Genomic DNA, 15,585 nt, shown 5'->3' on the forward strand with positions numbered 1-15,585 from the left:
CCTGCTGGTCCTGGTCTGCGTCGGCACCCTCGCCTTCGCCGGTCTGACCGTGAAGAAGCTGTACCAGGGCCAGCGCTGACCGACCACGTCCAGGAACTGTCACTCATGATCGAGATTCCGTCCGACCTCCACAAGGACCTCGTCCCCCTCGCTTTCCTGCTGGGCAGCTGGGCGGGCGCGGGCGTGCATGACTTCCCCGGCTCGGAGAAGTGCAACTTCGGACAGGAGGTCACCTTCGGCCACGACGGCCGGGACTTCCTGGAGTACCACTCCCACACCTGGGTCCTGGACGGCGAGGGCAACAAGGTCCGGCCGCTGGAGTCGGAGTCCGGCTTCTGGCGCGTCGACGCCGACCGCAAGGTCGAGGTGACCATGGTCCGCGACGACGGCGTCGTCGAGATCTGGTACGGCGAGCTCGCCGACAAGAAGCCGCAGATCGACCTCGTCACGGACGCGGTGGCCCGCACGGCCGCCTCCGGCCCCTACACCGGCGGCAAGCGTCTGTACGGGTACGTCAAGAGCGACCTCATGTGGGTCGGCGAGAAGCAGACCCCCGAGACCGAGCTGCGCCCCTACATGTCGGCGCACCTGAAGAAGGTCGTCACGCCGGAGGACGTCGAGCGCTGGGCGAAGGCCCTCCCCGACGACATGCCGGACGACGGGATCGCCTTCTTCAAGTAGTTCTAGACTCTTCGGTGTGGTGAGCACTGAAAGCACTGACTGGAAGAGCGACCTGCGGCAGCGCGGTTACCGGCTGACGCCGCAGCGCCAGCTTGTCCTCGAAGCCGTGGACACCCTGGAGCACGCGACCCCCGACGACATCCTCGTGGAAGTGAGGAAGACGGCGTCGGGGGTCAACATTTCCACCGTGTACCGGACCCTGGAGCTCCTGGAGGAGCTCGAGCTGGTCAGCCACGCGCATCTGGGGCACGGGGCGCCGACGTACCACCTGGCGGACCGGCACCATCACATCCACCTCGTCTGCCGGGACTGCGGCAACGTCATCGAGGCGGATGTACAGGTGGCCGCGGAGTTCCGGGACAAGCTGCGCGAGACCTTCGGCTTCGACACGGACATGAAGCACTTCGCGATCTTCGGGCGCTGCAAGGACTGCACGCTCAAGGGTTCAATTACCAAGTCGTAGGCTGGGGGCCATGAAGAGCCCTCTGCTGTCCCTGCCCGGCGCCGTCCCCGCCGAGGGTGTGGACGAAGGCGTCGCCGGTCACTACGGCGATCTGTTCCGCGAGCAGCGCGCCCTCGCCGACGGCGCCGGTTTCGTCGATCTCTCGCACCGCGGAGTCGTCACCGTCTCCGGCGAGGACCGGCTGAGCTGGCTGCACCTTCTCCTCACCCAGCACCTCACCGACCTCCGCGTCGGCGAGGCCACCGAAGCGCTGATCCTCTCCGCGAACGGCCACATCGAACACGCGCTCTACCTGGTGGACGACGGCCTGACGGTCTGGATGCACGTCGAACCCGGCACCCAGGAGGCGTTGATCGCGTACCTGGAGTCGATGAAGTTCTTCTACCGGGTCGAGGTCGCCGACCGCACCGCCGACCTCGCGGTCGTGCATCTCCCCGCAGGGTCCATCGCCCCCGTCCCGCAGGGTGTCGCCGTCCGGGAGACCGCGTACGGCCGCGATCTGTTCCTCCCCCGCGCCGACCTGGAGGCGTACGCCGGGCAGGCGGGTCCGCCGGTCGGGATCCTCGCCCACGAGGCCCTCCGCGTCGAGCACCACCGCCCGCGTCTCGGCTTCGAGACCGACCACCGCACCATCCCGCACGAGCTCGGCTGGATCGGCACCGCCGTGCACCTCCAGAAGGGCTGCTACCGCGGCCAGGAGACGGTGGCCCGGGTGCAGAACCTCGGCAAGCCGCCCCGCCGCCTGGTCTTCCTGCACCTCGACGGCAGCGAGGTCCACCTGCCGGCCGCCGGTACCGAACTCCGTGTCGCCGCCGATGGCCCCGACGGGCGCAAGATCGGCTTCATCACCACGTCCGTACGCCACCACGAGCTCGGCCCGGTGGCCCTGGCCCTGGTGAAGCGGAACGTCCCGGTGGACGCGCCGCTGCTGGCCGGGACGACCGCGGCCGCCCAGGAAACGGTCGTGGAACCCTAGGAAACTCCGAGGACCCTGGGACCCCCGGGACCCCTGGGGGACCTGGGACCCCTGGGGGACCTGGGGGACCTCAGATCTCGATCAGCACGGTGAACGGGCCGTCGTTCGTCAGCGACACCCGCATCTGCGCGCCGAACCGGCCCGTCGCCACCGTCGCGCCCAGCTCCCGCAACCGGGCGACGACCTCGTCGACGAGCGGCTCGGCGAGCTCGCCGGGGGCGGCCGCGTTCCAGGTGGGGCGGCGCCCCTTGCGCGCGTCCCCGTACAGCGTGAACTGGCTGATGACCAGCAGCGGGGCGTCGATGTCGCTGCACGACCTCTCGTCGTGCAGCATGCGGACCGACCAGAGCTTGCGGGCGAGCTGAGCCGCCTTCTCCTTCGTGTCCTCGTGGGTGATCCCGACCAGGACGCACAGTCCCTCGCCGCTGATCTCCCCGACCGTCTCGCCGTCCACGACGACGCTCGCGCCGTCCACCCTCTGCACCACCGCTCGCATGCGGACCATGATGCCGGGTTACCCGCACGGACTCGTGGGGGGCCCATTTTTGCTCCTTAAGCCCCTATCTGGGGCCGTTCGGGGGGACTCGGTAACCCGGCGGTCGATCGGGGTGGCACGATGCTTCCCACACGCCGGTCGAGGGGACGGTAGAAGGACATGAGCACACCGAGTACCGGGCGGCCTGCGACACATCGGCCGCCGACACAGCGCAGCGACAGCCCCGTGCTGCCCGCGGAACAACCCGAGCACGACCTGACCGGGCTGAGCCTGCCCGAACTGCGCACCCTGCGCCGGGACGCCCAGCGCGACGAGGCCGACCTCAGCTATGTACGACGGCTGGTCCAGGGCCGTATCGACATCCTGCGCGCGGAGCTGGCCCGCCGCTCTCCGTCGGGTGCGGCCTCCGTGGTGGAGCGGCTGTCGGAGATCCTCACCGACGCCCCGGCCCGGCACCGCTCCTCGGCCCGGCACGTCACCCTGGGCACCCCGCACAGCGAGGAATACCGGCGGCTGGCCGCCGACATGCTCGCCGACGTCGAACTCTCCGACCTCGACGCGCGCACCGATCCCGAGCTCCACGACGCGATGGGCTGCCTGGTCCGCTACGAGCAGCAGGTCTCGAGCCGCCGCCAGCGCCTCCAGCGGACGGCCGACGAGTCGGGCGCGGAGATCACGAGGCGTTACCGGGAGGGAGAGGCACAGGTGGAGGACCTGTTGGTGTGACTCCGGCGAGGTGCCACCGGGGCAAGGGGCCCGGGCTGGGGCCCGGGCCGGGGCCTGGGCGGCGAAGGCGGGAAAAATCTTCGCGCCACCCGCCCGCCCCTGCCTACGGTGATCCCATGACCCGCCGAGCCGCCCCGCAGCCGATCGACGTCCGCGCAGTCACCGACGCGGAGCTTCCCGACTGGACCCGTGCCGTGAACACGGGCTTTCTGCGCCCGCCCACCGTCCCCGACCAGCTGCTCGCCGACCGTCGGGTCGCGTTCGCGGATTCCCGGGTCTCCGGCGCCTTCGACGCGGGCCGGTGCGTGGCGACCTTCCGCTCGTTCGACCAGCAGCTCACGGCGGTCGGCGGCGCACCCGTCGCCGCCGACGCCATCTCCAACGTCACCGTCGCGCCCACGCACCGCCGCCGCGGAATCCTCACCCGTCTGATGGCCGACGACCTGACGGCGGCGAAGGACCGCGGGGACGTCGTGGCCACCCTGATAGCCGCCGAGTACCGGATCTACGGCCGGTACGGCTTCGGTCCGGCGACCACCATGACCGAGTGGTCGATCGACGTGCCGCGCGCCGGCCTCGACCCGAACCGGTCGGGCCCGCAGGACGGCGGCCGGATCGACTTCGCCGACCCCGAGGAGATCCGCCGGATCGGCCCCGAGCTGCACGAGCGGCTGCGGAGCGCCCAGCCGGGCGCGATCGACCGGGACGAGCACTGGTGGGCGGCGCGCACCGGGCAGCTGTGGCTGTACGGCAGTGCGTGGGTCGAGCCGTTCTTCGTGGTCTACCGCTCGGCGGACGGTGTGGTGGAGGGCATGGCCTCCTACCGGGCGGACGACGAGTGGAGCGACGCCAAGCAGCCGCTGAACACGGCGACGGTGAACTGGCTGAGCGCGGTGACCCCGGCCGCGGAGCGCGCCCTGTGGCACTACCTCTGTTCCATCGACTGGATCACCCGGGTGAAGACGGGCTGGCGCTCACCGGACGACCTGCTCCCGCTCCATCTGCCGGACCCGCGCGCGGCGCGCATCACCACGCAGGCGGACTGGCTGTGGGTGCGGATCCTGGATGTCGTGCGGGCCCTGGAGGCGCGGACGTACGACGCGTCGGGCGCGTTGGTTCTCGAGGTCGTCGACCGGTCGGGCCTGGCCGGAGGCCGCTTCCTGCTGGACGCGACCCCCGACGGTGCCTCCTGTACGCCGACCACCCGCAGCGCCGACCTCACCCTGGACGTGGCCGAGCTGGCGACGCTGTGGCTGGGCGACGAGTCCGCGGGGCGCCTGGCGGTGCTGGGCCGGCTCCGGGAAGAACGAGCGGGCGCCGCCCGAGGGGCCGACGCCCTGCTGCGTACGTCCGGGCGCCCTTGGTGCCCGGACATGTTCTGACGACTCCTTCCGTGGTTCCGTGGTTCCGTGGTTCCGTGTCTCTTTGAATGCGGGTATCCGTAGCTGTTCAGTTGTGGCTGTGCGATCGATCTGAAGTTGTGGCTGTGCGGGCGATGTTCAGTTGTGGCTGTACGTCGGTGTCGACTGCTCGGGCTCCCGGCTCCCCTCCGGAAGGGAGCCCGACCGCCAACCGTCTGAAAGTTTGACCATGTCGTTGAAGTTGGCTGCCAACTTCACTGTAACTATGTCCGCTTGGAAGCGTCCTATAACCATCTCTCTTTGAACTGCCCAAAGATGGCGGGAAGTTGTAGTGTGCGGACGTGGAGCCGGAACATGCCTCCGTCAATGGGCGGAGGGGGGCGGTGCGGCCGCAGCGGTCACATCGCGAGGTGGCCGACGAGCTGCGCACCCGGATCAGAACCGGAGTGCTGCGGCCCGGTCAGCGCATGCCGACGCAGGCCAAGCTGGCGGACGAGTTCGGCGTCGAGCGGGGTGCCGTACGGCAGGCGCTGCGCATTCTTCAGTCCGAGCAGCTCCTCACCAACGTCTCCAAGGGAAGCCCGGCGACGGTCGCCGCGCGGCCGGGGCCGGCCGGCCTCCCGCCGGGCCCCGCGGCGACGCCGCAGCCCTCGATGGTGGCGCTGCCGCCGCGGATCACCGAGGCCTTCGCCGCCGACCACGTCGAGGTCGACGCCCTGTGCCTGACGGCGGTCTCGCTGACCGCCGCGATCGGTGAACCCCTGCGGCAGATCCACGCGGGGCGACTGAAACCGGCCAAGATCGACGTCCGTGTCCTGTTGCCGTCCCGCAACATCGAACTCGCCTTTCCGGCACCGGTGGACATCACCGAGACCGGGCGGCTCCAGCGCCGCTGGCTGGCCCATCGCAACGCCCAGGGCCAGGTGTTGCGGCACAACCTGCTCACCCTGCGCTCCACGCACGGCATCGACGTGCACGTCACCTTCCGCGCGCTGCCCTTCACCCCGCCCGTCAAGCTGTATCTCCTCAACGGGACGGAAGCCCTGTTCGCCTACTACACGGTCAAGCGGCGCGAGCAGACGATCGACCACGAGCACCTGGAGATGTACGACGCCGAAGGCACGCGGTCGGTGCTGTTCGCCTTCGAGCAGGGCGCCGGACCGCGTGACACGACGTTCGTGGAACAGTCCCACCTGTGGTTCGACGCACTGTGGGAGACGATCAGCTCGGAGCTGGTGCTCACGAGCTGACGGCGGGCCCGGTGGCGAGGAGGGCGAGGATCACGGCGCCGGCGGAGCTGATGACCGGGCTCTTGGCCTTGATGCCGACGCTGAGCAGGAGCAGGCCGAGGGCGCCGGTGGTGCCGTACTTCCACTGGATGGTCTGCTCGACACCGACGACGAAGGCGGCGCAGAGGAGGACGAGGACGGGCATGGTGGTTCCCCCCTTCCGAGACTGGAGTGGGAGGCAAACCTTCCGCCAACTCACTCAAGTTGGTTGCCAACTATGACTATGTTGTCCCCACTTGGTGGCAGCTGTTAAACAACTTTCAAACAACTCCCGCCAGATGGATCTAAGTTGTAGCGTTTGGTCGTGACCCAGGAGAACGTGGCAGTGAACGGCAGCAGGCTCTCACCGCGTGAGATCGCCGATGTCCTGCGCGAACGCATCCGCGTCGGGGATCTCAGGGCCGGTGACCGGATGCCCACCCAGGCCGAACTGGCCGACGAGTTCGGCGTGGAGCGCGGTACCGTCCGCCAGGCCCTGCGGGCGCTCCAGGACGACGGGCTGCTCACCAACGTGAGCAAGGGCAGTCCGCCGCGGATCGCGGAACCGCCGGCGCCGGACCGCGGCGAGCCGCAGCCCACGATGGTGGGTCTGGCCCCGCGGCTGACCGCGGCCTTCGGGGTCCCGCACGTGCGGATCGACGCGGCCTGTCTCACCGCCGAGAGCCTGATCCCGGCCCTGGGCGAGCCCCTGCGGCTGATCCACGCCGGCAGCATCCGGCCCCAGAAGATCGACGTCCGTATCCTGCTGCCGTCCCGGGACATCAGTCTCGCCTTCCCGGTCTCGGTCGAGGACCGCGGGGACGACGAGGACCCGGTCCACCAGCGCTGGCTGTCGATGCGCAACGCGCAGGGCCAGGTGCTGAGTTACAACCTCCGCGCGCTGCGCTCGCACGGCGTGGACGTCAACATCACCTTCCGCGCGCTGCCGTTCACCCCGCCGGTGAAGCTGTACCTCCTCAACGGGCAGGAGGCGCTGATCGCGTACTACATGGTCGCGCGCACGGAGGAGACCACCGACAGCGGAACCCTCGACATGTACGACGTGCGCGGCACCGAGTCCCTCCTCTTCTCCTTCGAGAAGGCCGCCGGTCAGCGCGACGCCGCGTTCGTGGAGGAATCCCAGAAGTGGTTCGACGCCCTCTGGGAAACCATCACGACGGACCTGACACTCTTCTAGTGACCTCTGATACGACGCAGACTGAGCAGGTGGCAGCAGGTACCGGGAACGGGAACGCGGATCTGCGGGAGTTGATCACCCGCACGAGGGTCGTCCTGTGGGACTTCGACGGGCCGATCTGCCGGCTCTTCGCCGGCCACTCGGCGGAAGGGGTGGCCGACGGCCTCGTGGAGTGGCTCGAAGCGCGGGGCTTGCACAGCCTGCTGACGGAGGCCGAGCGGGAGTCGCTGGACCCGCACGTCGTGCTGCGCGCGGTGGACCGCCGGCACCCGGGCAGCGACCTGGTCACGGAGCTGGAGGAACGCCTCACCCAGGAGGAACTGAAGGCCACGGCCACGGCGATGCCCACGGCGTGGGCCGACCCCCTGATCCGCACACTGGTCGCGCTGAAGCTGCGGCTGGCCATCACCACCAACAACTCCCCTCAGGTGGCGACCACTTACCTGGCGAGCCGCGGGCTCACCTCCTGCTTCGCGCCGCACATCTACGGCCGCACCCAGGAACTGCGCCACCTCAAGCCCCACCCGTACTGTCTGAACCGCGCTCTGCGCGCCATGGGATCGTCGCCCGGCACCGCCCTGATGATCGGTGACACCACCTCCGACTTCCTGGCCGCCCGTGAGGCCGGCGTGCCGTTCCTCGGCTACGCGCGCAACGCGCACAAGGAGAAGCTGCTCAGAGGGGCGGGTGCCACGACGGTGGTCGACTCGCTGGAGCTGTTGCTGAACGCGGTCAGGCAGCTCTGAGCAGCAGTACCACGAGCATGACGGCCGCCCCGACGGCGAGCACGTCGTGCCGGGCCCGTACGCCCACGGCCAGGGTGAACAGCAGCATCACGCCCACCGCGCCCAGCTTGGCCTGCACCGTCAACCCCGCGCAGAACGCGAGGAGTTCCCAGAGTGCCGATAACAGGAGCACGACCTTCCACCTTCCTGCCAGTCTCTGTGAAGCTTTCAAATCCCAGTCCAATTGGACTGGTTGACTTGAAGTGGATTTCCCCTGGCCGGTTGATCCTTAATCTGGCGGAGCTGTCCGAGACCTGACCGACAGTGGTTTGCAGGTGGACGGTTGGCGGTACGGTCGTCCTGTGGACGCGCAGCAGCTGAGCGGTGACGCGGGCGGCCGGGAGTTCCACCGGGTCGCCGACGAACTGCGCGCCCGGATGACGGACGGGACGTATCCGCTGCACTCCTTTCTGCCGTCCCAGCGGGACCTCGCCGAGGAACTCGGGGTCTCCAGGGACACGGTCCAGCGAGTGCTGCGGGAACTGGTCAGCGAGGGCTGGATCCAGTCCCGTCGGGGCAGCGGATCCCGGGTGGTCAAGACCCAGCGGATACAGTCGTCCACTCCCAGAGCGACCCGGCAGCGGCACGGTGTGACACTGGGGCCGCTGCTCAGCGAGGCGTTCGAACAGCCCGAAGTCACGCTGGACGTCTACACCTTGACGTCGGAGTCCCTGGACGCGCACATCCGGTTGCAGGCCGAGCGGATCCTCTCGGGCTCCATCGACCCCCAGCGCATCCGCCTGCGCATGATCCTGCCCTCCGAGAACCTGCACCTGCCCTACCCGAGCGTCAAGGCCGGCAAGGACGACGATCGCCTCCGCGACCGGCTGCACTCCATCACGAACCGGCACACGGAGTCGCTGCGCGGGACCCTGAAGGCTCTGGGGACCGACAACCTGGTGTCCTCCGTCGACGTCGAGATCCGGCACGCCCCGCTGACACCGGCCTTCAAGCTCTATCTGTTCAACGGTACGGAGGCCTTGCTCGGGCCGTACGAGGTGATCAAGCGCAAGATCGAGCTGGAGGGGGGAGAGGTGATCACCGCCCTCGACGTGCTGGGCCTCGGCGCCACGCTCACCCATCACGTCAAGGACGACGACCCGAATTCACCGGGCACCGTCTTCGTCGACACCTGGCAGACATGGTTCGACTCGGTGTGGAACCTGCTCACCGAATAGCTCCGGCGGGGTGCGCTAGCATGCCCCAATCGCGCGAGCAATCGCTCCCGTTCCTACGTATGAGACGGCGTACAAGCGAGTCTCGAGCGGCCTGACGTTCCCTGAGTGGCACACCACCCATTGGCCTATTGACCGTCACTTCGGTCGTACGGCGCGTTTACCGTTTGCCCTAACCAGCCCAGCGCGAGTATCCGGAGCGGCCAGTGGTCGACCACCTTGTTCCCCCTCGTCACCTCGGGGAACGAGCCGCCGAGGACGTGCCAGGAGCGCTGCGGACCTTCGTCAGGGCCGCCGAAGCCACCCAGGAATCCAGCGGCCACCACAATCGCAACTATGTGCTGCCGTTGACCGAGCAGGTCGCCCCTCTGGTGGGTCGCGCCCCGGGGACCTCGGTGATCGTGCGGATCAGGCGCTCCGACGCGCTGCCCGTGGTGATCAGAACCTGGCAGGAGGAGGCGGCGATTCTCGACGCCGTCCACGGTGCCCTGCCGCACGCACCCGAATGCCTGATCAAGACGCCGGGCTACTCCATCCACAGCCATGTGGAAGGCGTACCGCTCTCCACCATCTGCGGAAACGGTAAGCCTGTCGACAACCTGCTGATCAAGGCGCTGGCCGGGCTGCTGGCCCAGATGACCCGGGTGCGTCGGCAGGCGCTGCCGCCGCTGCCCGGTTCCTGGCCCGCCAACCACAGCGACAGCCAGGCCTTCCTGAAGACCCTGACCCTGTCCGCCGACGAACAGATCCGCAAGCCCAACTGGGGCGTCTTCGGCGGGCTGTTCAAGGCGCTGGGCATCTCCGACGACGCTCTGCTGCGGCTGGCCGAGCGGGTGCCCGCGATGACCCGGCGGCCGTACAGCCTGCTCCACGCGGACCTGCACCGGGACAACCTGATCGTGTCCTACGACGGTGACCCGCCCCTGGTCTGCGTCGACTGGGAACTGGCGACCTACGGCGACCCGCTGCACGACCTCGCCACCCACCTGGTGCGCATGCAGTACCCGGCCCATCAGTGGGGTGAGGTGATCACGGCGTGGGACGAGGCCATGGGACGGTTCCGGCCCGGCGCGGTCAAGGGCCGGACCAAGGACCTGCGGCACTACGTCGACTTCGAGCGGGCGCAGTCCGTCTACCCGGATGTCATGCGTGCCGCCAGGTCGCTGGAGAGGTCGTTCACCCAGAAGAGCCTGGACGAGGCGACGGCGGAGGTGCGCAGGGCGCTGATGGCCGCCGCCGAGCCGCTCCGGCTGCGGGACGTGCCGGATCCGGCGGAGATCGAGAAGGCGCTGTACCGCTGGCTGGCCTCGCGCACCGACGGCGACATCAGCGGCAGGGACTGGATCGGACCGGCCATCTTCTGGACGGCGGACCGGCGGGTCCCCCCGCACCCGAAGTTCCCGGCGAGCGCGGTCCGGGAGGCGCTGCTGGCCGAGGGGGCCGCCCCCGCAGGAAACCTGTTCAAGGGGACCGCGCACCTCAACACGGTGGTCCGCGTGAGCGGCCATGCCGAACCCGTGGTGGTGCGTCGGCAGCTCTCCAACGTCCAGCGCAGGGAGCACAGCATCCTCAGCGAGCACGCCGTGCTCCAGGCGATCGAGAAGTCGCGGGTGAAGGTCGAGGCGCCGCGGGTCCTGGCCCTGGGCGAAAGCGGCACGAAGGACCCCTTCGCCATCCACACCTATGTCGGGTCGCGCCGAGGCGGACCTCCCGAGCACCCGGTGGACGGTCTGCGCCCGCGTGAGGCGGACGCGCTCGTCGACCAGCTGTGCGCGCTGACGAAGGTCGACCACAGCCTGGTCGACCCGCTTTCGGACAGCGGCAGCTTCTCCGTGTGGCTGCGGGACCAGCTCGTGAAACTGGTGCAGACGCTGCCGAAGGAGTCGATGCAGCTGGCCCGGATGCTCGGGCTGCCCCACCATGAGCGGTTGAGCGAGATCCTGTCCCGCCACACGTTGACCCCCCGGGCGCCGGCCCTCCTGCACGGTGACCTCAACCCGTGGAACCTGGTGCGGGGCGGCCGGTACCTGCTGACCATCATCGACTGGGAGATGGCCGTGGTCGGTGACCCGCTCTACGACCTGGTCCGGCACATGCACCTGACGCCCACCCGGCCGGAGATCAGGGACCGCATGTTCCGCCGGTGGGAGCGGAACATGCCCCCGGAGTACAGCACGAACTGGCGTGTGGACTGGCCGGTGTACCGCTGGATCGAGATCATCCGGTCGGCGTACGTCGATCTCGACCGGCTGGTGACCAGGACGGGCCTGGACGCCCCCAACGTCCGCCGCGCCGTGGACTCCTACGCCGAGACGCTGGCCGCGGCCACCGCCTCCCTCGGCCTACCGGCCTCTCGGACCCCCAATCCCTATCTCGAACTGACGTTGGTCCGGGGGCGGCTCTGATCCGGGTCCGATGTGCTCCGTGGGCGGGTGGACCTGCCCCGGTGTCCGTTCACATCCCGAGCACCACCTTCCCGATCAGTTCCCGTCCCTCGATCGCCGCGTGCGCCGCGGCGGCCTCCGTCAGCGGGAACCGAGCGCCGATCACCGGCCGCAGCCGTCCCGCGGCCGCCTCCGCCAGGACGTGCGCGGTCAGGCGGCGCGCCTCGGCCTCGCCGAACTGCAGGTCCCCGATCCCGAACAGGGTGACGCCCCGCCGTTCCGCCTCCGCCGCGTCCACGGCCGCGAAGCCGCCCGAGGGTGCCCCGTGCGCGGAGAAACGCCCACCGTCGGCGGTCAACGGGAAGGCCGCGAGCCCGAGTTCACCGCCGACACCGTCCAGTACGACATCGGCGGCGGCTTCGGCTTCGGCGGCGGCATCGGCATCGGCTTCGGCGGTGGTCCCGGTGGTGGCTTCGTCGCCTGCCTCGGCGGCGCGGGTGGGCTCCGGCCGCCCCAGGGCCTGCCGCGCCCGCTCCACCCAGTCCGGCTCCGACACGTCCACCACCGCGTCCGCCCCCAGCTCCCGCACCAGCGCCGACTTCCGCGCTCCGCGTGCCGCGGCCACCACCCGGGCGCCGCGGGCGCGGGCCAGCTGGATCAGCAGGGTGCCCATGCCGCCCGAGGCGCCGAGGATCAGGACGCGGTCACCGGGGCCCACGGCGGTGTGTTCCAGCAGACCGGCGGCCGTCACCCCGTCGTGGACGAGTGCCGCGGCCGTGCGCAGATCCAGGCCGTCCGGTACGGGGGTCGGCGCGGTGGCCGGGGCCGTCACGCGCTCGGCGTAGCTGCCGGTCACGAAGGACGTCACCCGGCGGCCCACCCACCCGGCGTCCACGCCCGCGCCGACCGCGGTGACCGTGCCGGCCACGCCGCCACCGGGGACGTAGGGCGGCTCGACGGGGAAGTAGGCGCGGAACAGGCCCGTTCGGACCTGGGTCTCCACGAAGATCGTGTCGGCGTGGGCGACCTCGATCAGGACCTCGCCGGGGCCCGGGACCGGATCCGGCAGCTCCACCGTGGTCAGGACCTCCGGTCCGCCGAACGCCTTCACCTGTGCTGCTCGCATGACATACCTCCACTGCGGTGCCGTTGAATGCGTGTGCATGGAGTCTTCGACCTCAACCCCGGTTGAGGTCAAGTGGGGTCGAGGTCGAGCGGGGCCGGGCGGCGATCGGCCCCGTAGGCTCGGTCCATGAGCGAGACCGGGCTGCGCGAGCGCAAGCGGCAGCGGATGTACCAGGTGGTGTCGGACATCGCCGTCCGGCTCTTCGTCGAGCGGGGCTTCGACGCGGTGTCCGTCGCCGAGATCGCCGCGGCGGCCGAGATCTCCAAGCCGACCCTCTTCCGGTACTTCCCGGCCAAGGAGGACCTGGTCCTGCACCGGATCGCCGACCACGAGCAGGAGGCGGCCCGGGTGGTCACGGCGGCGCGGGCCGAGGGCGTCGCGCCGCTGCCCGCCCTGCGCCGGCACTTCCTCGCCGGGCTGGCCGCCGCCGACCCCGTCACCGGTCTCAACGACCACCCGAACGTGCGCGCCTTCCACGCCATGCTCTACGGCACGCCCTCCCTGGTCGCCCGCCTGTACGGCTACCTGGAGCGCTCGGAGGCGGCCCTCGCCGGCGCCCTGGCGGACGAGCTGCCCGACGCCCTCGACGCCCGGCTGGCCGCCGGTCAGATCGTCGCCGTCCGGCGGATCCTCGCCGAGGAGAACTGGCGGCGGATCGCGGAGGGGGAGCGGGTGGAGGACGTGCGGGGGGACGCGGAGGCGGCGGTGGATCGGGCGTTCGCGGTGCTGGCGGCGGGTCTGCCGCAGCTCGGCCGACCGGTTCCCACTGGCTGATACCGAGTAAAAAATGTGACTCGGTCACGTTATTCGTTACCCTTGACGTATGACGACACCCGAGCCGGTCCCTGAGGGCGACCCGAAGAGCCCGCCGGATCTCGGCACCGCGTTGCACCACGAACGCGCCCACCACGACAACTGCCGCGCCGCCCTCGCCGCGATGGTCGAGGGCGCCGACCTCCACGTCGTCACCGGCGAGGACGTCTCCGCCTCCGGCGCCGACGCCGAGGTCCTCGGGTTCCGGCTGCGCAGCCACGCCAAGGCCCTGCACGAACTGCCCGAAGGCCCCCTGTTCTTCGGGCGGCTGGACTTCGCGCACGGCACGGGCGGCGACCACGAGGGCCTCGCCCACCACATCGGCCGGCTCCGCATCAGCGAGCACCCGGCCGCCCCGCCCCTCGTCGTCGACTGGCGCGCCCCCGTCTCCCGCGCCTTCTACCGGGCGAGCGCCCGCGACCCCCAGGGCGTGGCCGTCCGGCGGCGGTTCGGCTGGGCCCCCGGCAGCCGGGGTGACTCCGCCGACCTCACGGGCCTGGAGGACGAGCGCCTCGACGCGGGCGGGCACGTCGACGGCGGGGAGCGGGCCGGGCGTCGTGGGCCGGGCGGGGCGGGGCGGCCGGGCGGGATCGTCGCCCGTGAGATCGAACGGCCCCGCGTCGGCCCCATGCGGGACATCGCCGCGACCATCCAGCCCGAGCAGGACGAACTCGTCCGCGGGGAGCTCGCCGAGTCCGTGTGTGTGCAGGGCGCTCCCGGCACCGGCAAGACCGCCGTGGGCCTGCACCGGGCCGCCTATCTCCTCTACACCCACCCGCGGCGCATCCAGCGCGGCGGACTGCTGATCCTCGGCCCCAACCGCACCTTCCTCTCCTACATCGCCGAGGTGCTCCCCTCCCTCGGCGAGACCGGCGTACGGCAGTCGACCCTGCACGACGAGATCGCCTGCCGGCCGGCGACCGGGACGGACCCCGACCCGACCGCCGCCGTCAAGCACGACGCCCGGATGGCCGAGGTGCTGCGCCGGGCGGTGTACGGACGGGTGACGGCCGGCCGCGCCGACGACCTCTCCGTCCCCGACGGCTCCTCCCGCTGGCGGATCGCGGGCGACCGGCTGACGGACATCGTCGCCGGGGTGCTCGCCGAGGAGCCGCCGTACGAGATCGGGCGCGAGCGGGTGCGCAGCCGGATCGTGCGCCGGATCCAGGAGCAGGTGGAACGCCGGAGCGGGCCGCGCCCGGCCTCCTGGACCCGCCGCATCGAGAGGGCCCGGCCGGTGAGCGCGTGCGTGGAGGCACTGTGGCCGAAGCTGCGCCCGGAGGAGGTGCTGGCCCGACTCCTCACGGACGATGCGGAGTTGGCGCGGGCCGCGGACGGTCTCCTGGACCCCGGGGAGCAGCGGGTCCTGCACTGGCCGCGGCCGCCCCGCTCGCCGAGGTCGGCCCGCTGGTCGCCCGCCGACCTCGTCCTCCTCGACGAGATCGCCGGCCTCCTCGACCATCCCCAGGGCTACGGCCATGTCGTCGTCGACGAGGCCCAGGACCTCTCCCCGATGGAGTGCCGGGCGGTCGCCCGCCGGGTCCGCTTCGGCTCGCTCACCGTCCTCGGCGACCTGGCGCAGGGCACCACCCCCTGGGCGGCGGACTCCTGGCGGGTGCAGCTGGCCCACCTGGGCAAGCCGGACGCGACGATCGTCCCGCTGACCACGGGCTTCCGTGTCCCGGCCGCCGTTCTCACCCTCGCGGGCCGCCTGCTCGACCTCCTCGACGCCGACGTGCCGCGCGCCGACTCCCTGCGTCGGGACGGCGAACTGCGCGTCCGGCGAGCCGACGGCGACCTGCGCTCCGCGGTCGTCGCCGCCGTACGCGACGCGCTCCCCCGGGAGGGCTCGATCGGCGTCATCGCCGCGGACCCCGAGGTCGACGGGGTCCGCGAGGCCCTGACCGGGGCCGGCATCCCGACCTCCGGCCCCGAGGATCCGGCCGCCCGGGTGACGGTCGTCGCGGCGACCCTCGTCAAGGGCCTCGAGTACGACCACGTCGTCGCCGTCGAACCGGCGGCCATCGCGCAGTCGGAGCTACGCGGCCTGAACCGGCTCTACGTGGTGTTGACCCGGGCGGTCTCACGACTGGAGGTGGTGCACGAACGGGAGTTGCCGTGGGAGGCGTGAGG

16 protein-coding genes are annotated in these 15,585 nt (G+C 70.7%); 12 read left to right on the forward strand and 4 right to left on the reverse strand.

The window, feature by feature from the left end:
- Positions 1–105 precede the first annotated feature (105 nt).
- Genes OG933_RS23845 through OG933_RS23855 form a run of 3 tightly spaced genes read left to right on the forward strand, consistent with a single transcriptional unit; the run spans position 106 to position 2,120 of the window.
- Complete coding sequence (locus OG933_RS23845; protein WP_020130355.1) at positions 106–681, forward strand: FABP family protein; 576 nt, start codon at positions 106–108, stop codon at positions 679–681.
- Between the two features lie 16 nt (positions 682–697).
- Positions 698–1,144 (forward strand): Fur family transcriptional regulator, encoded by a 447-nt coding sequence (locus OG933_RS23850; RefSeq protein ID WP_020130354.1) that lies wholly within the window; start codon positions 698–700, stop codon positions 1,142–1,144.
- 10 nt (positions 1,145–1,154) lie between these two features.
- Positions 1,155–2,120, forward strand: coding sequence for a folate-binding protein (locus OG933_RS23855; RefSeq protein ID WP_362528640.1), 966 nt, complete (start codon positions 1,155–1,157; stop codon positions 2,118–2,120).
- Between the two features lie 70 nt (positions 2,121–2,190).
- Here OG933_RS23855 and dtd read toward each other — a convergent pair whose 3' ends face one another.
- Entirely contained in the window at positions 2,191–2,616 is a 426-nt protein-coding gene (dtd, locus tag OG933_RS23860; protein ID WP_362528763.1) for a D-aminoacyl-tRNA deacylase, read from the reverse strand.
- Positions 2,617–2,775: 159 nt separating this feature from the next.
- Between dtd and OG933_RS23865 the strand changes: the two genes are divergently transcribed.
- From OG933_RS23865 to OG933_RS23875, 3 genes are all read left to right on the forward strand, one after another.
- On the forward strand, positions 2,776–3,342 hold the full coding sequence (locus OG933_RS23865) for an aerial mycelium formation protein (RefSeq protein ID WP_362528637.1): 567 nt from the start codon (positions 2,776–2,778) through the stop codon (positions 3,340–3,342).
- 116 nt (positions 3,343–3,458) lie between these two features.
- Positions 3,459–4,724, forward strand: coding sequence for a GNAT family N-acetyltransferase (locus OG933_RS23870; RefSeq protein WP_362528634.1), 1,266 nt, complete (start codon positions 3,459–3,461; stop codon positions 4,722–4,724).
- A gap of 362 nt (positions 4,725–5,086) precedes the next feature.
- Positions 5,087–5,953 (forward strand): winged helix-turn-helix domain-containing protein, encoded by an 867-nt coding sequence (locus OG933_RS23875; RefSeq protein WP_405628841.1) that lies wholly within the window; start codon positions 5,087–5,089, stop codon positions 5,951–5,953.
- On the opposite strand, the gene OG933_RS23880 is transcribed toward OG933_RS23875, so the two are convergent.
- The gene (locus tag OG933_RS23880; RefSeq protein WP_054243849.1) at positions 5,943–6,137 is read right to left on the reverse strand and encodes a hypothetical protein; all 195 of its coding nucleotides are present in this window, start codon (positions 6,135–6,137) and stop codon (positions 5,943–5,945) included. The two genes, OG933_RS23875 and OG933_RS23880, sit on opposite strands and share 11 nt — an antisense overlap.
- A 153-nt stretch (positions 6,138–6,290) precedes the next feature.
- On the opposite strand from OG933_RS23880, the gene OG933_RS23885 reads away from it, so the two are divergent.
- A complete protein-coding gene (locus OG933_RS23885) occupies positions 6,291–7,169 on the forward strand; it encodes a GntR family transcriptional regulator (RefSeq protein ID WP_362528628.1) in 879 nt (292 codons plus the stop codon).
- Positions 7,170–7,198: 29 nt separating this feature from the next.
- Positions 7,199–7,915, forward strand: a complete 717-nt coding sequence (locus OG933_RS23890; RefSeq protein ID WP_362528625.1) for an HAD family hydrolase — start codon at positions 7,199–7,201, stop codon at positions 7,913–7,915.
- On the opposite strand, the gene OG933_RS23895 is transcribed toward OG933_RS23890, so the two are convergent.
- The gene (locus OG933_RS23895) at positions 7,902–8,087 is read right to left on the reverse strand and encodes a hypothetical protein (RefSeq protein WP_362528622.1); all 186 of its coding nucleotides are present in this window, start codon (positions 8,085–8,087) and stop codon (positions 7,902–7,904) included. The two genes, OG933_RS23890 and OG933_RS23895, sit on opposite strands and share 14 nt — an antisense overlap.
- A gap of 169 nt (positions 8,088–8,256) precedes the next feature.
- Here OG933_RS23895 and OG933_RS23900 point away from each other — a divergent pair, with 169 nt between their 5' ends.
- Both OG933_RS23900 and OG933_RS23905 read left to right on the forward strand, forming a co-directional pair.
- Positions 8,257–9,132, forward strand: a complete 876-nt coding sequence (locus OG933_RS23900) for a winged helix-turn-helix domain-containing protein (RefSeq protein ID WP_362528620.1) — start codon at positions 8,257–8,259, stop codon at positions 9,130–9,132.
- Positions 9,133–9,389: 257 nt separating this feature from the next.
- Complete coding sequence (locus OG933_RS23905) at positions 9,390–11,534, forward strand: aminoglycoside phosphotransferase family protein (protein ID WP_362528617.1); 2,145 nt, start codon at positions 9,390–9,392, stop codon at positions 11,532–11,534.
- 49 nt (positions 11,535–11,583) lie between these two features.
- Here the strand turns inward: OG933_RS23905 and OG933_RS23910 are convergent, their stop codons facing one another.
- Positions 11,584–12,639 carry a zinc-binding dehydrogenase gene (locus tag OG933_RS23910; RefSeq protein WP_405628843.1) on the reverse strand — a complete coding sequence of 352 codons (1,056 nt, stop codon included), beginning with the start codon at positions 12,637–12,639 and terminating at the stop codon, positions 11,584–11,586.
- A gap of 126 nt (positions 12,640–12,765) precedes the next feature.
- On the opposite strand from OG933_RS23910, the gene OG933_RS23915 reads away from it, so the two are divergent.
- Both OG933_RS23915 and OG933_RS23920 read left to right on the forward strand, forming a co-directional pair.
- A complete protein-coding gene (locus OG933_RS23915) occupies positions 12,766–13,413 on the forward strand; it encodes a TetR/AcrR family transcriptional regulator (protein ID WP_405628844.1) in 648 nt (215 codons plus the stop codon).
- 49 nt (positions 13,414–13,462) lie between these two features.
- Complete coding sequence (locus tag OG933_RS23920; RefSeq protein ID WP_405628846.1) at positions 13,463–15,583, forward strand: HelD family protein; 2,121 nt, start codon at positions 13,463–13,465, stop codon at positions 15,581–15,583.
- Positions 15,584–15,585 lie beyond the last annotated feature (2 nt).

Origin of the sequence: Streptomyces sp. NBC_00016 (assembly GCF_045040885.1) — a bacterium.
Taxonomy (GTDB): Bacteria; Actinomycetota; Actinomycetes; order Streptomycetales; family Streptomycetaceae; genus Streptomyces; species Streptomyces coriariae.